The organism is Halobellus sp. EA9, from assembly GCF_051195055.1.
GTDB lineage: Archaea > Halobacteriota > Halobacteria > Halobacteriales > Haloferacaceae > Haloquadratum > Haloquadratum rubicundus.
In genome coordinates this window covers 54,297-77,254 of sequence record NZ_JBNTJW010000003.1, presented here as the reverse complement: position 1 = coordinate 77,254, position 22,958 = coordinate 54,297, and the positions used below count along the sequence as shown (strand labels likewise).

General features: G+C 64.6%; 22 protein-coding genes and 1 pseudogene. 6 read left to right on the top strand and 17 right to left on the bottom strand.

Annotated features, from left to right (window positions below; genetic code table 11):
* Positions 1-100: 100 nt before the first annotated feature.
* On the top strand, positions 101-223 hold the full coding sequence (locus ACQUQ0_RS05135; protein ID WP_435183595.1) for a hypothetical protein: 123 nt from the start codon (positions 101-103) through the stop codon (positions 221-223).
* 443 nt (positions 224-666) lie between these two features.
* On the opposite strand, the gene ACQUQ0_RS05130 is transcribed toward ACQUQ0_RS05135, so the two are convergent.
* Positions 667-906: a hypothetical protein gene (locus ACQUQ0_RS05130; RefSeq protein ID WP_435183593.1), complete on the bottom strand. Its 240-nt coding sequence runs from the start codon at positions 904-906 to the stop codon at positions 667-669.
* 33 nt (positions 907-939) lie between these two features.
* Positions 940-1,263 (bottom strand): phenylacetate--CoA ligase family protein, encoded by a 324-nt coding sequence (locus tag ACQUQ0_RS05125; RefSeq protein WP_435183591.1) that lies wholly within the window; start codon positions 1,261-1,263, stop codon positions 940-942.
* Between the two features lie 45 nt (positions 1,264-1,308).
* Between ACQUQ0_RS05125 and ACQUQ0_RS05120 the strand changes: the two genes are divergently transcribed.
* A complete protein-coding gene (locus ACQUQ0_RS05120; RefSeq protein WP_435183590.1) occupies positions 1,309-2,154 on the top strand; it encodes an alpha-ketoacid dehydrogenase subunit beta in 846 nt (281 codons plus the stop codon).
* 110 nt (positions 2,155-2,264) lie between these two features.
* Here the strand turns inward: ACQUQ0_RS05120 and ACQUQ0_RS05115 are convergent, their stop codons facing one another.
* From ACQUQ0_RS05115 to ACQUQ0_RS05065, 11 genes are all read right to left on the bottom strand, one after another.
* Positions 2,265-3,575: an ABC transporter substrate-binding protein gene (locus ACQUQ0_RS05115; RefSeq protein ID WP_435183589.1), complete on the bottom strand. Its 1,311-nt coding sequence runs from the start codon at positions 3,573-3,575 to the stop codon at positions 2,265-2,267.
* Between the two features lie 14 nt (positions 3,576-3,589).
* Positions 3,590-4,240, bottom strand: a complete 651-nt coding sequence (locus tag ACQUQ0_RS05110) for an IS6 family transposase (RefSeq protein WP_435183588.1) — start codon at positions 4,238-4,240, stop codon at positions 3,590-3,592.
* A gap of 175 nt (positions 4,241-4,415) precedes the next feature.
* Positions 4,416-5,348 (bottom strand): VOC family protein, encoded by a 933-nt coding sequence (locus tag ACQUQ0_RS05105; protein ID WP_435183586.1) that lies wholly within the window; start codon positions 5,346-5,348, stop codon positions 4,416-4,418.
* A 100-nt stretch (positions 5,349-5,448) separates the two neighbouring features.
* On the bottom strand, positions 5,449-6,234 hold the full coding sequence (locus tag ACQUQ0_RS05100) for an HpcH/HpaI aldolase family protein (protein ID WP_435183585.1): 786 nt from the start codon (positions 6,232-6,234) through the stop codon (positions 5,449-5,451).
* Positions 6,235-6,362: 128 nt separating this feature from the next.
* Positions 6,363-6,728, bottom strand: coding sequence for a VOC family protein (locus ACQUQ0_RS05095; protein WP_435183583.1), 366 nt, complete (start codon positions 6,726-6,728; stop codon positions 6,363-6,365).
* A 92-nt stretch (positions 6,729-6,820) separates the two neighbouring features.
* Positions 6,821-7,789: a branched-chain amino acid ABC transporter permease gene (locus ACQUQ0_RS05090; RefSeq protein WP_435183582.1), complete on the bottom strand. Its 969-nt coding sequence runs from the start codon at positions 7,787-7,789 to the stop codon at positions 6,821-6,823.
* Complete coding sequence (locus ACQUQ0_RS05085) at positions 7,786-8,673, bottom strand: branched-chain amino acid ABC transporter permease (protein WP_435183581.1); 888 nt, start codon at positions 8,671-8,673, stop codon at positions 7,786-7,788. Before ACQUQ0_RS05085 ends, ACQUQ0_RS05090 begins: the two co-directional genes overlap by 4 nt.
* Positions 8,674-8,859: 186 nt before the next feature.
* Positions 8,860-9,570 (bottom strand): ABC transporter ATP-binding protein, encoded by a 711-nt coding sequence (locus ACQUQ0_RS05080; RefSeq protein WP_435183579.1) that lies wholly within the window; start codon positions 9,568-9,570, stop codon positions 8,860-8,862.
* Positions 9,563-10,309 (bottom strand): ABC transporter ATP-binding protein, encoded by a 747-nt coding sequence (locus ACQUQ0_RS05075; protein WP_435183578.1) that lies wholly within the window; start codon positions 10,307-10,309, stop codon positions 9,563-9,565. The genes ACQUQ0_RS05080 and ACQUQ0_RS05075 overlap by 8 nt, the downstream gene beginning before the upstream one ends.
* 228 nt (positions 10,310-10,537) lie before the next feature.
* Positions 10,538-11,392, bottom strand: a complete 855-nt coding sequence (locus ACQUQ0_RS05070; RefSeq protein ID WP_372389971.1) for a methylenetetrahydrofolate reductase — start codon at positions 11,390-11,392, stop codon at positions 10,538-10,540.
* A gap of 180 nt (positions 11,393-11,572) precedes the next feature.
* The gene (locus tag ACQUQ0_RS05065) at positions 11,573-12,922 is read right to left on the bottom strand and encodes an aminomethyl transferase family protein (protein ID WP_435183576.1); all 1,350 of its coding nucleotides are present in this window, start codon (positions 12,920-12,922) and stop codon (positions 11,573-11,575) included.
* Between the two features lie 108 nt (positions 12,923-13,030).
* Here ACQUQ0_RS05065 and ACQUQ0_RS05060 point away from each other — a divergent pair, with 108 nt between their 5' ends.
* Positions 13,031-13,432, top strand: coding sequence for an acyl-CoA thioesterase (locus tag ACQUQ0_RS05060; protein WP_435183575.1), 402 nt, complete (start codon positions 13,031-13,033; stop codon positions 13,430-13,432).
* A 197-nt stretch (positions 13,433-13,629) separates the two neighbouring features.
* Here ACQUQ0_RS05060 and ACQUQ0_RS05055 read toward each other — a convergent pair whose 3' ends face one another.
* The 4 genes from ACQUQ0_RS05055 to ACQUQ0_RS05040 form a co-directional block, all read right to left on the bottom strand.
* Positions 13,630-14,391 (bottom strand): IclR family transcriptional regulator, encoded by a 762-nt coding sequence (locus ACQUQ0_RS05055; protein WP_435183574.1) that lies wholly within the window; start codon positions 14,389-14,391, stop codon positions 13,630-13,632.
* Positions 14,392-15,267: 876 nt separating this feature from the next.
* Positions 15,268-16,224: an NAD(P)-dependent oxidoreductase gene (locus ACQUQ0_RS05050; RefSeq protein WP_435183573.1), complete on the bottom strand. Its 957-nt coding sequence runs from the start codon at positions 16,222-16,224 to the stop codon at positions 15,268-15,270.
* Positions 16,225-16,409: 185 nt separating this feature from the next.
* Positions 16,410-17,729, bottom strand: coding sequence for an aminomethyl transferase family protein (locus ACQUQ0_RS05045; protein ID WP_435183572.1), 1,320 nt, complete (start codon positions 17,727-17,729; stop codon positions 16,410-16,412).
* 254 nt (positions 17,730-17,983) lie between these two features.
* A complete protein-coding gene (locus tag ACQUQ0_RS05040) occupies positions 17,984-19,546 on the bottom strand; it encodes a class I adenylate-forming enzyme family protein (RefSeq protein WP_435183571.1) in 1,563 nt (520 codons plus the stop codon).
* A gap of 480 nt (positions 19,547-20,026) precedes the next feature.
* Between ACQUQ0_RS05040 and ACQUQ0_RS05035 the strand changes: the two genes are divergently transcribed.
* The 3 genes and pseudogenes from ACQUQ0_RS05035 to ACQUQ0_RS05025 all read left to right on the top strand — a co-directional run bounded on the left by ACQUQ0_RS05035 (position 20,027) and on the right by ACQUQ0_RS05025 (position 22,891).
* Complete coding sequence (locus ACQUQ0_RS05035) at positions 20,027-20,608, top strand: DUF1684 domain-containing protein (protein WP_435183569.1); 582 nt, start codon at positions 20,027-20,029, stop codon at positions 20,606-20,608.
* A gap of 135 nt (positions 20,609-20,743) precedes the next feature.
* Positions 20,744-22,453: pseudogene (locus tag ACQUQ0_RS05030) on the top strand (PAS domain S-box protein); the annotation flags it as partial.
* Entirely contained in the window at positions 22,448-22,891 is a 444-nt protein-coding gene (locus tag ACQUQ0_RS05025; protein WP_435183829.1) for a sensor histidine kinase, read from the top strand. The pseudogene ACQUQ0_RS05030 and the gene ACQUQ0_RS05025, both read left to right, overlap by 6 nt.
* Positions 22,892-22,958: the final 67 nt, after the last annotated feature.

Genomic DNA, 22,958 nt, shown 5'->3' with positions numbered 1-22,958 from the left:
TTCCTACACAACCCACCGCCGATGGCACTACCGGATATTCCACGCCCCGGTCGTTATTTTTAAAATTTGATTTTTCATAAGTGCTTATGAACACAGTCCGATGCTGGAGACAACCCGCACATATCGAGCGAAAATCGTCAACCACTCTCAGGTGAGTGACGACATCGGCGAGGGCGACGGTCCGGGCGCGGTCTTCGCCGTCGAACTCCCGGCGGGGTCGTGATCCGCTCCGCGCAGTACTGACCGCGATATGCCGCGAGGCGTTCCCTCCGGCTATCAGCGTCCGCTTCGTCAGGGGCGCGGGCCCGTCGGAGGATACACGTGGCGTTCGACGCCGGGGTCGCTGATCTGCTCGCGTGACGGCGGATGGACTTTGCCCGGCCCCGAACAGACCCCGTCCTGATGGACGAGGCGACACTGCGTAACAGTCGAATGCGCCATAATAACACTAACAGAATATACTATTTTACCATACTTATCAAATTTATTATTTTTCAGAAAATCGCTCAGCTGATCTTTAAGACCGAACTTGATCCACATTGGCATCGTAAGAAGTAGCATTAAATATATGATAAAAACAAATATTGATAAAATTTACTTAATTAAATAGAAAATTACTTGCCCATCGACCACTCTCCACCGGGTGAGTCGGGGCGCCCGATCGACTCACCCGTCGCGCTCTTCGATGAGCTTGGTCTTGTACTCGCCGCCGGGCAGGTCGTTGACGTCGACGACCGTGGGGTCGACCCGCGCCTTCAGCTGGGCGCCGACCTCGGTGATGACTTCGTTGACCAGCGCGGCCTCGTCGCGGTCGCTATCCGGCTCGCGGGCGATCTCGATCGAGATCGGCTCCTCGAAGTTCACCTTGCCCTCCTCGGGGAGGACCACGCGGAGCCGAGGGGCCACGCCCTCGACGTCGGAGATGACGTCGCGGATCGCCTAGGGGAAGACGTTCATTCCCTTGTAGATGAGCATATCGTCGGCGCGGCCGACGACCCGGATCTTCGGGGCTGTCCGCCCGCAGGAGCACTCGGTGTCGATCACCGTCACGTAGTCGCCCGAGCGGAAGCGGAGCAGCGGCGTCGCCTCGCGGCGCAGGTGGGTGTAGACGAGTTCGCCCTCGGCGCCGGCCTCGAACGGCTTCGCCGCCTCGGTCTCGGGGTCGATCAGCTCGGGGTGGACGAACCCCTGCGCGTGGAAGTGCATCCCGTTTTCCTCCCCGCATTCGGCCCACATACTCCCGAGGACGTCGCCGAGGCCCATCGCCTCGCGAACGAGGTCCGCGTTCCAGATGTCGTAAAACTCCGCGTGGATCTCGGGGTTGGCGATGCCCGGCGCGGCGCCGCCGATGACTTTCGTGATGCCGAAGTCGCCGGGGGCGACGCCGACGGCGTCCTCGGCGTTCTCCGAGAGGTAGCGGATATGGGAGGTGGTCGTCCAGAGGATGTCCGGCTCGACGTCGAGCGCGACGGAGAGCAGGCGCTCCGTGCTCTCGCCGCCGGCGGGCAGTGGAGCGCGCCGATGGTCGTCCGGACGCCCTACGGCGCCGGCATCCGCGCGCTGGAGCACCACTCCGAGAGCCTGGAGGGCGCCTACGCCCACGTGCCGGGCCTCCAGGTCGTGATTCCGAGCACGCCCTACGACACGAAGGGGCTCCTCAAGTCCGCGATCCGGAGCCCCGACCCGGTGCTGTTTATGGAGCCCAAGCACATCTACCGCTCCGTCCGGGAGGACGTCCCCGACGACGACTACGAGGTCCCGATCGGCGAGGCCGCCGTGCGGCGGGAGGGCGAAGACGTCACGGTGGTCTCCTGGGGGGCGATGATGCAGAAGACCCTCGAAGCGGTCGACCGCATCGACGCCGACGCCGAGGTGATCGACCTACGGACGATCTCGCCGATGGACCGCGAGACGGTCGTCGAGTCGGTGAGGAAGACCGGCCGCTGTGTCGTCGTCCACGAGGCGCCCTACAGCGGCGGCTGGGCGAGCGAGATCATCGCCACGATCAACGACGAGGTGCTGATGTACCTCGAAGCGCCGGTCGAGAGCATCACCGGCTACGACATCCCGGTGCCGCTCCTGTCGATGGAGGACTACTACATCCCGCACCCGCCGCGGATCGCCGCGGGGATCGAAGACGTCCTCGATTACTGACGGACGCGCGGTTTTCCGATGTCAGTCGATACCGACGGCTCGCGGTTCAGGCTACGGTTCACGAGCGAAGACCGCGTAGGGACCGAGCGGGCGGACGCCGCGAGGCGGCGTCAGCACCGGTTCTCGGGGATGATGTCCGGGTACTCTTCGAGGACGGTGAACTCGGTGTCCCGGCGGGTCGCGCCGACGAAGTTGAGTTCGATCTGCCCGTCGCCCTCGCGGAACTTCGCGGGGCCGAAGATCGAATCCCAGCTCAGGCCGCCGAGCTGGTCGACCATGTCGTCGGCGTTCGTCGAACCCGCCTGCTCGATCGACTGCGCGATGGCGCGCATCGTCTCGAACCCGCTCCCGCAGGACGCGTTCGGCAGGAGATCGCTCTCGGAGGGGTAGAGGCTCTTGAAGGTCTGGTTGATCTCGCTCTCGCTGGCGGGGTTGTAGAAGTAGGTCCCGTACCAGCCGTCGGCGGTCGCGCCGACGCTCGCCTGGGTGATCTGGTCGACCGGCTTCCCGGAGTTGAACATTATGATCTTCTCGTCCGGCAGGCCGAAGTCCGTCGCCTGATTGATGAGACGGACGGCCATTCCGGGCGTCAGGACGCCGGTGATCACGTCGGCCTCGCTGTTGGACAGCTCGGAGATGTACGACGAGAGGTCCTGGGTACCGATCGGCGCGAGAGTGCTGCCGACGACCTCGCCGCCGCGGGAGCTCATCTCCTCGCGGAGCAGTTCGAGGTTGTTCTGCCCGAGCGCGTAGTCGGGCGCGAAGAAGTGGACTTTCTTGGGGTCGTAGCTCCGGTCGATGCTGTTCTGGAGGTCGTGGATGAAGTCCACCCCGACGGGCACAATGTGGCGGTTGCTCACCCAGATGAAGTACGAGTACTCGGTGCAGTTCTCCCCCTCGCGGGCGTTGACCGAGGACACCTGCGTGGGCAGGATCGGGATCTGGGCCTGGTCCCGGATGTACGGGAGCACCGCCAGCCCGGCCGAGCTTATCGACGGGCCGATGATGGCGTCGACGTCCTCCTGTTGGACGAGCGAGCGGGCGCCTTCGAGCGCGCCCGAGGAACTCCCCTCAGAGTCGCGGGAGACGACCTCGATGCTCTGTCCGAGGATCTCGCCGCCGAGGTGCTCGCGGGCCATCTCGACGCCGCGCTGGACTTCCTGTCCGGTGAGCGCGAACGGACCGCTCAGGGGCGTCAGCAGGCCGACGCGGACGGGACCGTCGAGCGACGGACTCGTCGTCGTCCCCGTCTGGCTGTCGCCGCCGCTGCCGCCTCCGGACGTCTCCGTATCGCCGCCGCCTCCGCCGTTCCCGCCGCTGGAACAGCCGGCGAGTCCAGCGAGCGTGACGGCGGTCCCGGCGGTCTTGATGAACGTTCGTCGTCGGGCGTTTCGGATCCGGCTATTAGTCTCTTTGGCCATGACAACGGGCACCGTTAACTTAGGCAGACGTTCCAGGTCCAGGCGAACTGTTTGAGCCAGTTGTTCGTCGTGGCTACGTCGTCGCCGGGGAAAGATGCGTAGAACGTGTCAATCCGGCGTTTCAGTTCCTTTATCCAGCGTTCGATGCGGTTTCTCACACTGTGTTGACGGACGATGTGTGTGATGCCAAGTGGGGTGAAGACGGGGCCGTAGCTGGCCCCGTCTGTCACCACAATGGGCGGGGCTCGCCCGTACAACTCGGCGAGTTCCGACAGGAACCGCCGAGTTGTTAGCGTGTTTCGAGACGGTGCTACTTCCGCGTGCAACAGATCCCGTGTCTCGGGGTCAACCGCCGCAAACAGCACAAACTCTTCACCCTGTTGTGAGATCGCCGTCTCGTCCATCAACACGACGGCCGGCAGGTCGGCGGCTGGCCGCCGACCAGCCTCTCGCAGTCGCTGGCCAAATTTCTGGATCCACTTCCAGATTGCCACGTGAGACCGATCGACGCCGAGCCATCCGAGGACTCGCTCGATCTTCCGCAGACTCACACCGTGATTGTACAGCAGGATCGCCAGCTCGACAGACTGGCGATCCGTCCGCTCACGCTCGAAAAACTCAATCTCCTCCAGCACCTCTGCCAATTCGGGAAGGTTCAGTTTCATCAGCTCCACTAGGAGCCGAATCTTCCCATTCCTTTCGCTAAGTTAACGGCGCCTGACAACGGTTGGCAAGTAGATGGTGAGGATTAAATAGATTTGGATGTTAATTCCCGATATATTCGATTCGGAACCGAGCGGAGCGCCGTTCGCAGAGACCGCCCGCGAACGCGCGGACTGTTTAGTACTCGACGCGCGCCTTCGACTCGATCTGGCCGATCCACTGGCGGTCTTCGAGGTCGCCCTCCTGCCACTCGACCGTCTCCCAGGTGGGGTCGAAGACGAGGTAGCCGCCGGCGTTGAACTCGATCCGGTGGCCGCTGACGGGGTCCCGCACGTAGAGGAACTTCCCGCGGGAGATCGAGTGCTGGCCGATCCCGTCTGTCGGGATGCCGTGTTCGTTCATCGCGTCGTGGGCGTCGAAGAGGTCGTCGGCGGAGTCCACCTTGTAGGCGATGTGGTGCAGCGCGGGGTCGTTCGCGGCCTCCTCGTCTTCGATCACGGCGGCCTCGATCTTGTTGCCGTTCGCGCTGAGGAACGTCCCCCAGCGGGAGCCGTCCTCTCGATTATACCGCTCTTGGACGCGGAAGTTCAGCGCCTCCTTCAGCCACGCGCGGAAGTCGTTGGCCTCGGGGTCCCACAGCTGGACGTGGTCGATCCGCCGCGGCGCGATCGGGTTCGTGGTGGTCCGCGAGTAGGTCTTGTTCTTGAGCTTCGAGCGCCGCTCGGCCGGCGGGTCCGGCTTTTCCATCTCGTGGTAGAACTCGAACTCGTGGCCCGTGGGCGTGGTGAAGCGGAACGCCTCGCCCTGGCCGAGCTCCTCGCCGGCGTCGATCCAGGTCACGTCGATGCCCTCCTCGTCGAGGACCGCCTCGAACTCGCTCAGATACTCGGGCTTTCGCGTCTGCCAGCCGACGTGGTCGACGCCGGCCTCTTCGGCCTCCGAGAGGACGATCGAGTGGTGGTCGAACTCGTCGACCGCGCGGAGGTACGAGGTGTCGCCCTCGCGTTCGACCTCCTCGAAGCCGACCGCGTCGACGAAAAATTCTAACGACCCCCCGAGGTCGGGCGTTTCGAGCGCTACGTGACTGAGACGGGCAAGCTCCGGCGACATACACCACGACCTCTCGCGTCGTCGATAATAATTCATTCGACAGTGCGGCCGCCTCTTCCCTGGGTCCCCCGCACGAGCGCTCTCGGTGGGGGCTCGCTTCCTACCGCAGGTGATCGACCGCGTCGAGCCGCTCCGAGAGGACGGACTTGACGGAGGCGAGGTCGCCGCCCATCCGGATGATCTGGTGGCCCTTCTCGACGGCGTCCTCGATGGCGTCGGGGTCGTTTGCGATCACGCCCGTCGGGACGCCGGCGTCGTGGGCGGCCTCGCGGATCTCGGTAATCTGGTTCGCGACGTCGGGGTGGGTCTTGTCGCCGGGGTGGCCCATCTGGACCGAGAGGTCCGAGGGGCCGATGAAGACGAAGCCGAGTTCCGGGACCGAGAGGATCTCGTCGAGTTCGTCGACGGCGGTGGTCTTCTCGATCATCACGCCGATGCAGACCTCCTCGTCTTCGGTCCGGATGTAGTCGTCGCCGGCGAGTCCCCAGGTGCGCGAGCGGCCGCTCGCCATCCCGCGCTCGCCGGGCTCGCCGTCGTACTCGAAGCGGGTCGCTTTGACGGCCTCGCGGACCTCCTCGGCGGTGTCGACCCGCGGAATGAAGACGTTGCGGACGCCGGCGTCGAGCACCTTCCGGATCAGCGAGGGGTCGCCGGTCGGCAGGCGCACGAACAGCTCGGTGCCGCCGACGTCGGCCGCGCGGGTCAGCTCCTCGAAGACGGTGCTGTCCCAGGGGCTCGGGCCCATGTGCTCGAAGTCGAGCCAGACGAAGTCGATGCCGAGTTGGCCGTAGATCTCGATCACCGTCGAGGAGAACGTCGACGAGCGCGCGCCGAAGATCACCTCGTCGTTCTCGATCGCGTGTCTGAAACGGTTGTGTTGATCCATACGCGACTGATGGGGCAGCGCTCGGGTTATAAATTCCGATGCCGACGCTTTTCCGATGCCGAAGCTTCGAGGTCGCGACGGCGCCGCGGCTTGCGGCCGTGAATGAATCGAGGAACTGGGGAGTGAGGTTACTCGCTGTCGTCGACGATCTGGAAGCGGCGGCCGTCGGGGTCGCGGAAGTTCGTGATCGTGCGGCCGGTCTCCTCGACGTCGTAGGGGCCGACGATGGAGTCGACCTCCTGGGCTTCGAGTTCGTCGGTGATCTCGTCGATGTTGTCGACGGCGAAGGCGATGTGGTTGATGCCGGGGACCTCCTCGCCCTCGACGGTGTGGATCTCGAAGAGGGGACCGTCCTCCTCGCCGGGGACGAGCTCGAAGGACTCGCCGTGGTGCTCTGTGGTGCGGAGCTCCTCGTAGCCCAGCTTCTTCAGGAAGTCGGCCATCTCCTCTGCGTCGCTCGCTTCGATCTCGATGTGGTCGATCTCACCGATCATACAAGCGGAGTCGCGTCGGACGCCAGTAAATATTCCGATACAGGCGGGATAGCGCAGGACGGCCGACGGACGGAGAACCCGACCGGAGGAGATCAGTCCTCGCGGTCCTGAATCCGACCCATCACGCCCTCGGGCAGGAGGAAGATGAACGCGACGAAGAGCACCCCGAGGATGATGAGGTAGCCCTCCGACCAGACGCCGCCGAGGTAGTCCTCCAGGAGCGTCAGGAGGAACGCCGCGATGAAGGGGCCGACGAAGGTGCCGGTGCCGCCGACGACGACCCAGATGATCACCTCGCCGGTGAGCGCGAACTCCATCAGCGACGGGGAGGCGACACCGACGGTACCGACGTAGATCGCCCCGGCGACCGCCGAGATGACCGCCGAGATGATCCACGCCAGCAGCTTCTCGCGGTCGGTGTCGTAGCCGAGGTACCGCATCCGGAGCTCGTTCTGCCGCGACGCGTGGAGGATGCTCCCGTAGTCCGAGCGGAGGAGCAGGTAGAGCCCGACTACGAGCGCGCCGACGACGATGAGCGAGAAGTAGTAGAACGGCAGCGTCTCCGCGAGGTTGATGCCGAACACCTCCGGCGGCGACACGTACGCCAGGCCGTTCGAGCCGCCGGTGAACGACGTCGTCACGAACGTGAAGTCGTGGACGATGACGCCGAACGCCATCGTGAACAGCACGAAGTACACCTCGCCGATCCGCCGCTTAATCGGGGCGTAGCCGATGAGGAAGGCGATCGTCGCCGCAAGGACGACCGCGGTCGGGAAGCCGAGCCAGTAGGACGCGTCGTAGTCGACCACGAGCTTCGCGACGGAGTACGCGCCGATGCCGAAGAACGCGGCGGGCGCGAGCGTGATCAGGCCGGTGTAGCCGAGCGCGATGTCGACCGAGATGGCGAACAGCCCGAAGATGATGGCCTTCGTGATCAGCCCGACCGCGTAGCTCTCGACGCCCATCGGCGCGAAGAGCAGGCCGATCACGAACAGCAGTCCGACCCAGCGGTACCGCTCGTCGGCGAGGTACCGACGGGCGGAGTCGATGGCGACGCTCATTCGAACACCTCCGGCTTCCCGAAGAAGCCACGCGGTTTGTACAGGATGAACACCATCGCCGCGACGAAGATGCTGATCTCGACGTAGGTGGGCTGCAGCGCCAGCCACCCGAACGCGATGACCTGGCCGACGATCAGGCTGACCAGGAACGAGCCCTTGAAGCTCCCCATCCCGCCGACGATGATGACGAGGAACGCGAGCAGCATATACGTCATCCCGACCCCGGGCGTCAGCGACGTGATCGGCGCCGTCAGCCCGCCCGCGGCGGCCGCGAGCGCCGACCCGAGCACGAACGTCAGCGTGTAGACCTTACTGGAGTCGACGCCGAGGATCTCGGCGGTCTCCGATGCGTTCGCCGTCGCGTGGATCTCCAGGCCGAAGCGCGTCTTCGCCAGGAGCGCGCCGACCGCGAGCGCGACGGCGACGCCGACGACGATCACGAAGAGCCGGTGGGTCGGATACGAGACGCCGAGCAGATCTGTCGTCCCCGGGAACGGCGAGGCCAGGCTCCGCGACTGGTCGCCGAACTGGAAGCCGATCAGCTCCTCGATCACGAGGCCGATGCCGAAGGTCCCGAGGAACCCCAAGAGCGGCTCCTCGTAGAGGTGATGCAGGATCGTCCGTTCGAGGACGAGCCCCAGGAGCGAGACGATCAGGATCCCCGAGACGATCCCGATCCAGAAGCTCCCGGTCGCGCCCGTGATGTAGTAGGTGAGATAGCCGCCGAGCGTGACCATCGCCCCGTGGGCGAAGTTGATGAGGCCGATGAGTCCGAAGATCAGCGTCAGCCCGCTGGCGACGAGAAACAGGATCATGCCCCGGCTGACGCCGTTGAGGAGGTAGGTGACGAAGTCGTTCGGCGTCAGAAACAGCGTTTCGACCATCGTGTTCACCGCCCGCGGGTCACGGTGCTGTCCAGTCCAGCGCCCGTCCCGCGTCCGGTTCCTGCGTTCAAATCTTTTATTATCATTCGTCGGTAGCCCGATGGTTACGCCACTGCCTATTATATTTACTTGTGGCGAGACGCACCCGTCAGCGAGCCGAAACCAACGGCGCGTGAGTGGCGCCGCTCAGACCGTGAGGTACTCCTCGTGGAGTTCCTCGTCGCCGAGCGCCTCGTCGTCGCCATCGGCGACGATGCGACCGGATTCGATGATGTACCCGCGGTCGATGAGCGGCAGCGTCCGCGTGATGTTCTGCTCGACGAGCAGGACCGCCCGGTTCTGCGTCACGAGGTCGTCGAGCACCTCGACCACCTCGTCGACGATGATGGGCGCGAGCCCCTCCGTCGGCTCGTCGAGGAGCAGGAGGTCGGGGTCGGTGACGAGCCCGCGGCCGATCGCGAGCATCTGCTGTTCGCCGCCCGAGAGGGTCCCGCCGAGCTGGGCCGAGCGCTCGTCGAGCCGCTCGAAGCGGTCGAAGACGTTCGCGATGCGCTCTTCCTGTTCGGCCTCGGAGAGCCCCTTCGGCGTCGCGAGTTCGAGGTTCTCGCGGACCGTCAGGGCGGTGTAGATCTCGCGGTCCTCCGGCACGTACGCGATCTTGTCGCGGATGATCTCGTGGGGGGCCAGCCCGGAGATGTCGCGGTCGCGGAACCGGACGGTCCCGGTCTTCCTGTCGATACGGTTGACGATGCTCTCGAGGATCGTGGTCTTGCCCATCCCGTTCCGGCCGAAGATGCCGACGACGCCGTTCTCGTCGACCGACAGCGAGACGTCGAAGAGCACCTGGCTCTCGCCGTAGAACGCGTCGAGGTTCTCCACCGTCAGGATGTCACTCACCGAGGTACACCTCCTTTACGTCATCGTTGCTGACGATCTCCTCGGGCGTCCCCGTCGCGAGCACGCTCCCGTTGTGGAGGACCGTGATCCGGTCTGTGATCCGCCGCATGAGGTCGATGTCGTGTTCGATGATCAGGATGGTGTAGTCGCCCCGGAGGTCCTCGATGATCTCCTCTAGCTCCTCGGTCTCGGAGGTGTTCAGCCCCGCCGCGGGCTCGTCGAAGAGGATCACCTCCGAGTCCATCCCCAGGACGACGCCGATGTCGAGGAAGCGCTTTTCGCCGTGCGAGAGGTTCTTCGCCACCGTGTCGAGCCGCTCGCTCAGGTGGACGCGCTCGGCGATCTCTTCGATCCGCGCCGTGTCTTCGGGCTCGGCGTCGACCACGCTCCGAACGGTCTTCGAGGGGTCCCGGATCGCCAGGTGCAGGTGCTTCTGGACCGTCATCTCGGGGAAGTACTGGACGACCTGGAACGACCGGCCGATCCCGAGGCGGGCGATGTCCGAGGGCGGGCGCCCGACGAGGTCGTCGTCCTTGAAGCGGACGCTCCCGCTCGTCGGCTCCAGTTCGCCGGTGACGAGGTTGACCGTGGTCGTCTTGCCGGCGCCGTTCGGCCCGATGAGACCGTGGATCTCCCCGGCCCGGAGCTCGAAGCTCACGTCCTCGACGGCGACCACCGAGTCGAACTTCTTGGTGAGCCCCTCGATCGAGAGCACGGACTCGCCTCGCTCAACCGACAACATCGTTCCTCCTCGGTCCGACGGACGCCCCCGGCCGCCGTTCCGGACCCACGCGCGGTGTGTCTGCGGAAATGTGTTCGACCATACTGAATTCCTACCGGGGAGGTCTATCTTGACCCCAATAATCTTTTCGGGGACGATTCGGCGGATCGGATGAACGTCCGCGCTGCGACGGCCGAATAATGGTAGCTGACTGAAAGAACGCTCCCGCTGAGAGGCGGATCCGGCTCAGTTGAGGCGGCTCTGCCGCCATTCCTCGGAGTCGGGGACCTGATTGAAGGTGTAGATGTGGAGCCCGCGGATGCCGTACTCGTCGGCGTGTGGGGCGAGGCCGTCGACGAGCTCGTCGGGCCGGTACCGGCCGCGCGAGCCGATGAACTGCTTGATGAACCCCACGATGCCCGATGTCTTGCGGAGGAACTTCACGGAGTCGCCGACGCCGACCTTCTGGGAGATGCTCAGGAGCTTCTCGTACTTCATCACGCCGGGGATGCCGACCTCGATCGGGAGGTCGACGCCGCGGTCGCGGATCTCCTCGATCCACTCGAGCACCGCCTCGGGGTCGTAGCACAGCTGCGTGGCGATGTAGGTCGCGTACGGCGCCTTCTTGTCCATCGCCTCCGCCAGCGTCTCGTCCGAGAGGAAGTCGTGGCCCTCGGGATAGCCCGTGATGCCGATCTCCTCGAACTCGTAGTCGAGGTCGTCGAGCGCGACGAGCATGTCGTAGGCGGACTCGAACTCGCCGATCGGCTCCTCGCGGTCGCCGCCCGGCACGAAGATGTCCTCGATGCCGACGGCCTTGAGGCGCTCGCAGATCTCCGCGAGGTGGTCGGGGCCGCGGACGTATCGCGCGGAGACGTGCGGGACGACCTCGTAGCCCTCCTGGGCGGCGCGCTCTGCGGCCTCGATGGTCGCCTCCAGTTCCAACTGCGGCGAGGCCGTGATCGTGATGGTCGCGCCGTCGGGGAGGTGTTCGATCTCGTCGTCGAAGCTGTCGAACGGCATCAGCTCGAACCGTGGGTTTTCGAGGAGCGATTCGGCGGTCGTACGCGTCGAAGACGCGGAGAGTCCTTGGGAAGCCATGTGTGGGTAATTAGGGTGTGAGCCCGGCCGCCGTCGCCGGCGTTCCGAGCGGACGATACGTTGTGTGTGCGCTCATCTTTCCTTTCTTTGCCCAGGGCCGTCATAAAATTTGCTCTCTGTCCGCGTGAGGCCCGCCGCGGGCAGTCCCGATCAGCCCGCGTACCGCCTATCGCGTTCCGCTCACCGATTGTCGGCCGTGTACGGGACCGGCGCGACCGTCGCCCGGATATCGGTCGATTCGTGGCGCTCGACCGCGGGGTTCGCCGAGTCGTCGGGCTCGCCCCAGACGACCGTCACCTCGGTGCCGGGCTCGGCGAGGTCGACGTCGAGGACGGCGAGGGAAAGCATCGTCCGCTCGTTGTAGGTGTAGGCGCCCATCCGCGACGTCCCGACGAGTTCGCCGTCCTTTTCGATGCGGTCGTGGTGGGACGTCGAGCGCCACGGGATCGGCAGCTGGAGGAAGCGCTTCGTCTCGCCGTCGCGGAACAGCGACCCGAATACGTCGATCACGTCGTCGTCGTCCCACTCCAGGGTCACCAGCGTCCGGTCGGGGTCGTCGAGCTCCGCGGCGATAGCCTCCCGCCCGACGAAGTCGTGGTCGAGGTCGACCAGCCGGCCGTAGCCGATCTCGACGGGCGTGACGTAGTAGTCGGTGACGCCGTCGGCGTCGAGGCTGCCCGCGATGGAGTAGTACCCCTCGACGCTCCGCGCGTCGAGCCACTCGCGGTAGTCGCGCATCAACTCGCCGTCGTAGACCGCGGGCAGCGGCATCCCGAGCCAGCCCGAGACGACCGCGGAGCTCCCGTAGCTCATCCCGCCCAGCTGGCGGATGCCGTGTTCCTCGCCCGCGTCGAGGACGAGCCGCTTGATCGCTTCGCCGTCCTCCCAGGGGCCCCAGAACTCGAAGCCGGGCTCGCCGGACATCCCGTGCCGCAGGAGCGTCACCTCGCGGCCGTCGATCGTGACGTCGGTTAAGTTGAAGAAGCCGAGGTCCGGGAGCGGCTCGTCCGCCACCGACTGCATCACATCGAGCGCCTTGGGCCCCTGGATCTGGTAGCGGTAGTTCGTCGGCGGCCCGTCGCGAACGCCGGAGGTCTCGTCGCGCTCGGTCGCGACGTCGTAGTCGCCGGTCTCGGCGTGGTACTGCACCCAGTTTGCCGCCTGCGGCGGACCGACGAGCGCGAAGTCGTCCTCGTCGAAGTAAAAGAGGATCCCGTCGCCGATGAAGTAGCCCTCGGGGTTCGCGAGCACCAATTGTTTGGCCGTGCCGGGTTCGTGCCCCTCGAAGCCGTTCACCGCCAAGTCCGAAAACAGCTCCAGCGCGTCGGGGCCTTCGACCCAGAAGTCGACCATGTGGTGAGACTGGTCGGCGAACGAGCAGGTCTCGCGCCACGCGCGCTGTTCTTCGATCCAGGTCGTGTGTTCGTCGGGGACGTTGGGGAAGCCGAACGCGCCGCGGCCCTGCGACCGCAGCATCTCGACGGGCGAATCGACGGATCCGAGCAGATCTTCCAGGCTTTGCGGGCTCATCTGTTCGGGGGTCGTTGTCAAGCCCTCTATTAATAGCTTCGCGTCTGTCGCGTCGAATTTGCTGCCGGCGAGCAAAGGTACTTATGTGGTGCGATGAACATCGGGACGATGTTCGAGTTCGAGTGGAAGTGCGCTTGGGGTGACGCCGACCCCCACGGCATCGCCTACTATCCGAATCTGATCGACGCGATGCACTGCGCCGGCGAGGAACTGATGGACGACCTCGGCGTGGCCTACTGGGACATCCCGGAGGAGTACGGCGTCCACCTGCCGATCGTCTCGATGGACACCGACTTCGAACGCCCCGTCGAGGTGGGCGACGTGCTCACCATCTCCGTCGAACCCGACGTCGGTAACAAGAGCCTCGGACTCGAATTCACCGCCACCGACGCGGACGGCAAGACCCGATTCAGCGCCCGCGAACAACACGTCTGCGTCTCCAAGGCGGACAACGAGCCGGAGCCCCTCCCCGACGAGGTCCGCGACCCCCTCGAATCGGTTCTGGAGTAATCCCATCCGACCCCGGAACGCCCGAGTCCGCTCTGTCGCCATCGAAGCCCAATTGAGCAGTCAAATAATATCAACATCCGACATATTCGTCACGCGGAGACGACGGATCGACGCGCACGCTCGGCGTGGAGGGCCGTGGGTCACCTCGGAGACCGCTCCCGTGCGACGACGCGAATCGACGGACCGGCGGCCCACGGTCAGTTCCCGTACTGGTAATTGATGGTGACGGTGTTTACCATCTCCCGGAGCTTCTGGAGGAGTTCCTCCTGATAGGATTCGTCTCGGATCCGCCCAGTGGGGACGACGATCCCGAAGGAGCCCAGCACCCCGTCTTCGACGAGAATCGGGACCGCCGCCATCCCCATTCCGATGACCTGCTCGTTCCAGTCTACGGCGTAGCTGTCCTCGCGGATCTGTTCCAGTTCCGCCTTCAGTTCGTCGGGATCGGTGATCGTGTACTCGGTCCGCTGTTCGAGCCCGCGCTCGGCGATGATCTCTTCGACGCGCTCGTCCGGCAGATACGCGAGGATGGCTTTCCCCGTCGCGACCGTGTGCATCGGCGTCGCGGCGCCGGTGTAAGTCCCGAGGCTCAGCGCCTGGCGGCCCTCCTCCTGGTGGTACACGACCGCCCGGCCGTCGTTTTCGATCGTCAGGCCGACGAGCTCGTCGGTCTCGGAGACGATGCGCTTCATCTCGGGCTTTGCCACCTGGAACAGGCGGTTCCGGTGTTTCATCTTCCCGCCGATCGTGAGGAAGTATGAGCTCAGCCGGTACTCGCCGTCCTCGCGGGTCACATAGCGCGTCTCGCTCAGCGATCGCAGATAGTCGTAGACGGTGCTGTCGGGGAGGTCCATCCGCGTCGCTAACTCCGAGGGCCCCGCCCCGTCGAGTTCCCAGAGCAGATCCAGGACCTCGAACGCGCGCGTGACGGTCGTCAGCGATGTCCGATCCGTGGGCATACCTCATCAACGTCTTCGACGATTGTGAACCTTCCGATTTGTTCGGAGAACCGTCCGATTCGACCGTCTCAGGCCCAAGATACGGTGGTTCGGTTCTCCGGGAACACAAACATCCTAAATGATAAGGAATGTTATCGGTTCGCGCGACCCACTTCGATTCTGAACGGCGGCCTGTCGTCGTGCGGGAGCACGTCCCGAAGGGTTCGCCGGACGCCGCCTCCGTAGATCGACACCGCGTTCGTGACTGAGTCGTTCATACTCGCTATCTGCCTTCGAACCTATCGAATCGATATGTTCGGATCTAAATTCGTTATACGAGAACAAAATATTCCGTCCGTACGCGCTATTCGATTAAAATAACACACGTACGCCTGTGATTCTCGCCACCAGGAGTTTCGAATCGGGATCGATAATGCGTGTACGAGCGTTATTCTCACGTCGATAGCGTCGATCATCCGATCTGCGAGTCGTCCAGCACTGCCCAAAATCGAGCATATCGGATAAGTCAATAATAGTATGTGTTACCTCCCACCGATCCGACGCTGTCGCGGCCCGCGCCGATCGTCCACGCCCGAGATGGCCTGCGTTGACGAGCGGTGATGTACAACGGTGGCCTCTCGGGTGATCTCGATGCTCGTTCCCCTCCGTGGTTCCGTCACCGCGCTGCTACTCCGTTGCGTTATGCGAGAAGGCTCACGAACGAATCCATAGAAAAGCCGAGCATACCGGATGTTATTTTATTATGATACGATCGTGGTTCCCGGTGTATCCCGGGGTAGTCTCGGGACAGGCCTCATAGTGATTGCTCTCACTGTTTACCGCCGAACGCCACCCCCGGTAACGGCGTTCGGCGGTAAGAGACGAGAGTAATCACTATCAGGGATCGACCGGGACGTAGCGGTCGAGGACGTCCTCGCCCGCGAAGAGTCGGGTGACGTTCTCCGCGAGCTGGTCGATGTTCCCAGCGCGGCACTCGGCGGTCATCGCCGCGATGTGCGGCGTGAGCACGGCGTTGTCCAGGTCCTGCAGCGGCGAATCGGCCGGGACGGGCTCGTGTTCGAAGACGTCGAGGCCGGCGCCCGCGATGTCCCCGTTCCGGAGCGCGTCGACGAGGGCCGCTTCCTCGACGACGGGACCCCGGGAGACGTTCACCAGCAGGGCAGAGTGCCGCATCAGATCGAGTTCGGCCTCGCCGATCAGCCCGCGCGTCTCGCCTGTGAGTTCGGGGGTGAGGATCACGACGTCGCTCTCGGCGAGCAGCGTCTCCAGGTCCGTCCGCTCCCCGTGGGCGAGCTCGGCGTCGATGCTCGGAACGTAGGGGTCGGCGACGAGGACGTCGACGTCGAACCCCGAAAAGAGCATCCCGACGCGCTTGCCAACGTTCCCGAAGCCGACGATGCCGACGGTCGACCCCGAGAGCCGCGTCCCGAGCGGATACTCGTCGCGCCACCGCCCCTCGGCGATGATCTCGCCGGCGACGGGCAGTCGTCGCGCGGTCGCCAGCGTGAGTCCGAGTGCGTGTTCGGCCACGGAGAGCGCGTTGTGGCCGGGCGTGTGGGTGACGGTGATCCCGTTGTCTCGGGCCGCCTCCAGATCGATCGAGTCGATGCCGGTGCCCAGTTTGCCGATCAGCGACAGCTCCGAGGCGCTGTCGAGAACTGCCCTCGTGAGCGGGATTCGAGAGGTGACGATCGCCACGTCGTATTCGGCCAGTTCGGTCTGGAGCGTCTCCTCGTCGCCGTCGATCCCGACCGTCACCTCCCAGGTGTCGTCGAGGTGGTCGAGCAACCGCTCGGTGGGGGTGATGTCCTGATCGACGATGGCTCGTGTCATATTTCTCCGAAGGCCCCCGGGGTACTTTGCAGTTTCTGGATTCGATCGGCTGCCGGGGCTCTTCGGTCGTGTTGATACCGGGGGCTCGTCGTCGACTCGTCGAAAGGGGACCCGAAAACGTGGGAACCCGAACCGGGAGTGGGACAGACGTCAGGTTCGGACCGGACTGGTCAGTCTGTGGGGGATTACCGCTTGTCTTCGCTGTACGGCGCGTTCGCGACCGTCGCCGTGACTTCCTTCTGGGCGTGGCGCTCGACGCGCTTGTTGTCGTTGTCCTCGGGGTCGCCCCAGATCAGGGTGACCTCCGTGCCGGGCTCGGCGTACTCGGTGTCGATGACGGCGAGCGAGAGGAACTCACGCTCGTTGTAAATGTAGGACTTGTCCGTCGAGACGCCGATGTGCTCGCCGTCCTTCAGGACCTCGTCGTACGGGCACGCGGCCGACCGCGGGTGCGGGAAGTCCATGTACTGGTAGGTCTCGCCCTCGCGGAACAGCGACGCGAAGATGTCGACCATGTCCTCCTCGTCCCATTCGAGGGTGACCTTCTTCCGGTCGGGGTCTTCGACCTCGTCCTCGAGCGCCTCCGCGCCCACGAAGTCGTGGTCGAAGTTGATGATGTGGCCGTAGCCGAGTTCGACCGGGGTGAAGTAGTAGTCGGTGATATCGTCGGAGTCGAAGCTCCCGCCGATCGAGAGCAGGCCGTCGCCGACGTCGAGCCACTCGAGGTAGTCCTCCATCCCCTCCTCGAAGATGGCCGGGACGACGAGCGGGATCCAGCCGAGGATCGCGTTCGGCGTCTGGTAGGCCTCGGCGCCGAGGTGCTTGATGTCGTACTCCTCGCCGGCCTCCATCACGGCCTCCTTGACCTTCTCGCCGTCCTCGTAGTCGCCCCAGAACTCGAAGCCGGGCTCGCCGGCCATCCCGTGGCGGAGGAGCTTGGCGTCGACGCCGTCGATGGAGATGTCGCCGAAGTTGAAGAAGCCGAGGTCGGGGATCTCGTCGTCGACGGCCTCTTCCATCACCTTGATCGCTTCCGGGCCCTGGACCTGGAAGCGGAAGTTGTTCGGGTCGTCGCCGGTCTGGACCGGACGTCCCTGGATGTGTCCGTCGACGTCGTAGTCGCCCGTCTCGATCTGGTACTGGAGCCAGTTGTGGGCCGGGCGGCTGCCGACGCTCAGGAACTTGTCCTCTTCGAGGTGGAACCAGATCGCGTCGCCGATGTAGTTACCGTTGGGGTTGGCGACGACGAGCTGCTTCGCCTTGCCGGGCTCGGTGTTCTCGAAGCTGTTGACCGCGAAGTCCTTGTAGAGGTCGAGCGCGTCGGGGCCCTCGACGTAGTGGTCGGTCATGTGATACGACTGGTCGGCGAAGGCGACGCTCTCGCGCCAAGACCGCTGCTCTTCGATCCAGTTGGTGATCTCGTCGGGGACCTTGGTGAACTGTCCGACGCCCAGATCTCGGGTGAGTTCGACGGGACTGCCGGCCTTTTCGACGGCCTCTGCCATACTATCGCTGAAGGACCACGCTCTTTGGCTCATTGTAGTATTCCACCTTAGTGGAATATCGTATCCTACTTAAGATTTAGGTAGTAGGCCCGTCGGAATTCGAGGTTCTGGTATATTATATAAATATTGGCTTTACCTTCAAACAAGAGATATGTGATTTATCCCCACACGTGAGTCGGTAACGACTCCGCCCCGAGAGGAAAACAGAAAACGGAAAGAACGGAGTAAACGGAGAAATCGACCGTCGGTGCCCGTTACGTGAGGTCTTCGTTCTTCGCGCTCAATCGATCGAGCTTCCCGGTGGAGGTCCGCGGCAGCGACTCGTCGACGAAGTGGTACTCCCGCGGCCGTTCCATCCGCGCGAGGTTGTCGCTCTCCAAGCACCACTCGTCGAGCTCCTCGGCGGTCAGGTCGGGATCGGAGGCGTAGACGTACGCGGTCACCTTCTCCCCGTACTCCTCGTCTTCGACGCCGACGATTGCGGATTCGTTGACGCCGGGGTGGGCGTTGAGCCGCTCTTCGATCGGCGAGGGGTACACCTTGATCCCCTTGGACAGGATCATCAGGTCGGTGCGGCCCTCCAGGTAGATGAAGCCGTCCTCGTCGCGGTAGCCGAGGTCGCCGGAGTACCACCAGCCGTCCTCGAACACCTCTTCGGTCTTGTCGGTGCGCTCCCACGCCCAGACCGGACAGTCGGGCGCGCGGACGGCGATCTCGCCGACCTCGCCGGTCGGCTTTACGTCCTCGTAGGTGCCGTCCTCGTCGATGATCCGGATCTCGACCCCGGGGACGGGCTTGCCGACGCTCTCGACGCGCTCCTCTGTGAGTTCGGGGTCTTCCATCACGGTCGCGTACGCCTCCGTCGCGGCGTAGGAGTTCTTCACCACGTCACAGATGTTCTCTCTGAGCCGCCGCAGCGTCGTCGCGTCGAGGACCTCGCCCGCGGACATGATGGCGTTGAGCGAACTCAGGTCGTAGTCGTCGAGGTCGTCGAGGTTGAGGATCTCCCGCCACATCGTCGGGACCAGGAGCGCGGAGGTGAGCTCGTGCTCCTGGATCATCTCCAGGTAGTCTTCGGGGTCCCACGAGCTGAGGAAGTAGGTGGTCGCCCCGGAGACGAGCGCCGGCAACACCACCGAGTACCACGCGGCGAAGGAGGGAGTAAACACGTGGGGCTGTCTCGCAGGGCGGTTGAGTTCGTAGACGCTGACCAGGGCGTTGGCGCGGAAGTAGAGCCCGCGGTTCGTGTGACACCAGCCCTTGGGCTCGCCGGTGGTCCCCGAGGTCCACATCACGACCGCCGTGTCTTCTTCGCGCACGCGGACGTCCGGTTCGGTCTTCGACTGGCCGTCGAGGAACGGCTCCATCCCGACCTCGTAGTCGGTCGTCGCGGATCCGGTGTTGACGACGACGTCGATGTCCGAGGTGATCTTGTCCTTCAGGCGCTCCTCGTACGTCTCGGCCGTAACCTCGTCGACGACGAGCACCTTCGGCCGCAGCGAGTCGATGCAGTGTTTGAGCGTGTTCGGCGACGCCCGGATGTGGAGATTCGAGACCGTACAACCGGCCTTCAGTCCGCCGTTCCAGAGAACCGTGTGTTCGAGGGAGTTCTCACAGAGGAGGGCGATGCGATCTCCCGGTCCCGCATACTTCTGGAAGGCGTTCGCCGCCTGATTGCTCCGCTCGTCGAACTCCCGCCAGGTCAGCGTCTCGCCGTCGGTGCCGTTCCCGAACGCAACCTTGTCCGGGTTGTTCTCGGCCGCGATCCGGGACAGATCCTTCACTGCCGGCACCTCGACGGTCGAACTGTGGTGCATATCCAAAATTGTCGCGTTCATCTACCTTATAATTTGAGAAAGTATGACAGAGTCCGTTTCGACGGGAATATCGGTCGTTGCCGGGGTCAGCCACGGCATCCGTCCACAGTGGGATCGGCCGTCCAAAACATTTTAATAGAGCAACAGTCCGATCAATCTCGACGATCGATACGGGCCGAGCAATCGACTTCACGTTTGGTAGGCGTTAGCGAGTGTTCTTCGAATGTGAAAATAAAATAAACAATATAGATATGAAAATTTAAAGCTACCAGATTACATAATTCTAATACTGGCCTGAATTGCATATTCAGGCAATTTAGCCACAATATAGAAATATAAGTAAACTAAAAATGATAGTATTATATCTTATATATTTTGAAACACGCGCTCGTGCGCAACCGACTGCCGTCCGCGAAAGTGTTTTTGTTCGATGCGTGCAATATCGTGGTACCCGCGCGAGTCGGCGCGGCTCTCACCCCTATGACCTCACACCCCGACGACGAGTGGCGGACGGAACTCCTGCGGAACCGCGAACGGAAGGAGCGGTACTTCCGGGAGAATCAGCGCTCGCCGATCCCGCCGGAGCTCCGCGGCGACGCCTTCCCCGGGCTCGATTACTACGAGCCCGACCCCGACTACCGATTCGAGCTCGGGCTGCGGCGGTACGACGAGCCGGAGCCCGTCACCGTCGAGACCACCGCCGACGGCGAGCAGAGCTACCGCCGCGTCGGCCGGTTCGAGTTCGAGATCGACGGGACGGCAGTCTCTCTCGACGCCTTCGAGCCGACCGACGGGAGCGACCGGCTGTGGGTCCCCTTCCGCGACGTCACGAGCGGCGAGGAGACCTACGGCGCCGGCCGCTACGTCGACCTCGAACCCGGACCGGACCGGCGGGACGACGGCACCTGGGTCCTGGATCTGAATCGGGCGTACAACCCCACCTGCGCGTACAACCCCGCCTACGAGTGTCCGCTCGTCCCGCCGTCGAACTGGCTCGACGTGCGGATCGAAGCCGGCGAACGCGACTTCCCGGCCGACGTTCACGAATACGAGCACGCGTAAGGCTCTCGGACGGACGTCCGCCGTGGTCGCATCAGAGACTGCGGCGGCCCGTCCGACGAGCATCCCGCCGCCGACGGCGTCCCCCGACCGCCGGGCGTTTTATTGCCGCTCCCGATCGGCTTCGCCTGGTGACCGATGATGGGCGTCGCGACCGACGAGATCCGGGTGCTCCACGTCGACGACGATCCGGATTTCGTCGAGATGGCGGCGACGTTTCTCGAACGGGCCGACGACCGCCTGTCCGTTCGGGCGGTGACGACCCCGGGGGAGGCGCTCGCTCGTCTCGACGACGACCCGGACGCGATCGACTGCGTCGTCTCCGACCACGACATGCCGGAGAGCGACGGGATCGAACTGCTCCGAGCGGTCCGCGAGGACCACCCCGACCTGCCCTTCATCCTCTTTACGGGCAAGGGCTCCGAGGAGATCGCGAGCAAGGCCATCTCGGCCGACGTGACGGACTACCTCCAGAAAGGGCCGGAGACCGACCAGTACCCGGTTCTGGCGAACCGGATCGCGAACGCCGTCGAGCACTATCGGTCGCAGGCCGCGCTGGCCGAGCGAAACCGTGAGCTCCGCAGCTACGAGCGGATGATAAACACGATGCACGAGTCAGCGTGCATCTACGACGCCGAGGGCCGCTTTCGGATGGTGAATCAGTACCTGGCCGACTGGTACGGGACCAGCCGGGAGGCGCTCGAAGGGGAGATGTGCGGGCTCATCCCCCACATCAGGTCCGTCTCGGAGGGCGACCCCTACCAGGAGCTCCTCGACGGCGAGCGCGACGAACTGCTGGGGGAGGTGGAGGCGGACTTCCCCGGGCACGGGCGGGCCATCGTCGAGTACCGGCTGACGCCGCTCGACGTCGACGGGTCGATCGAGGGCGTCGTCGCCGTCGCCCGGGACATCACGAAGCACCGCGAGCGCGAGCGGGAGCTCGGGCGGATCCGGGACCTGCTGGACGAGACCGAGCGGCTCGCGGGCGTCGGCGGCTGGGAGATCGACGCCGAGACCCGCGAACTGGCCTGGACGGATCACCTCTCCGAACTCCTCGCTCTCGATCCCGGAGACAGCCCGTCGCTGTCGGACGTCCTTGAGGCCCTCCGGGAGACGGACCGCGCCCGCGTCGAAGGCGCCATCGAGCGGGCGTTCGACTCGGGCAAGCCGTTCGACGTCGAAGCGCGGACGGCCGGCGACGACCACCGGTGGCTCCAGTTCCACGGCGAGCCGAAGACGGCCGACGGCGCGGTGACGTCCCTCAGGGGCGCCGTCCACGACGTCACCGAGTACCGCCGCCGGGAGCGGGAGCTCGAACAGGCCCGCGCCGAGTACGAGGAGCTGTTCAACGGGATGAACGACGCCGCCTGGGTCATCGACACGGACACGAACTTCCTCGCGGTCAACGACGCGGCCGTCGAACGCACCGGCTACTCCCGCGAGGAGCTGCTCTCGATGCGCCCCCACGACGTCGACGCGGGGACCGATCCCGCGGAGATCACCCGGCTCATCGAGACGATGCCGGAAGACGAGATCTAGGTGTTCGAGACCGTCCGGGAGACGAAAGACGGCGAGACGATCCCCGTCGAGATCAGTTCGAGCCTCATCACCTACGAGGGCGAGACCGCTATCCTCAGCGTCAGCCGCGACATCTCGAACCGGAAGCGGCGCGAAAAGCAGCTCGAAGAGTTCGCCTCGGTCGTGAGCCACGACCTCCGGAACCCCCTGAACGTCGCCTCGGGCCGGCTCGAACTCGGGATGCGCGAGTGCGACAGCGAACACCTCGCCCACGTCGCTCGCGCCCACGAGAGGATGCAGACGCTGATCGACGAGCTCCTGACGATGGCGCGGAGCGACCAGCCCGTCACCGATCGCTCGCCGGTCGACCTCCCGACGCTGCTCGACCGGAGTTGGCAGACCGTCCAGACGGGGTCGGCGACGCTCGACTCTCGCACCGACCGGGTCGTCCGCGCGGACCAGTCGCGACTCCAGCAGCTCCTGGAGAACCTCACCCGCAACGCGGTCGAACACGGCGGCGAGGACGTCACCGTGACGGTCGGCGACCTCGACAACGGGTTCTACCTCGAAGACGACGGGCCGGGGATCCCGGCCGACGAGCGCGAGAAGGTGTTCGAGACCGGCTACTCCACCTCCTCGGAGGGCGTCGGGTTCGGGCTGAGCATCGTCGCGCAGGTGGTCTCGGCCCACGACTGGCAGATCGAAGCGACCGAGAGCGACGACGGCGGCGCGCGGTTCGAGATCACCGGCGTCGAGTTCGCGGACTGACCCGGGGAGGACCGAGCGCGCGCTCGGCGGGGAGAAACCGATATGTGTCCCTCACGAGAAAGGACGC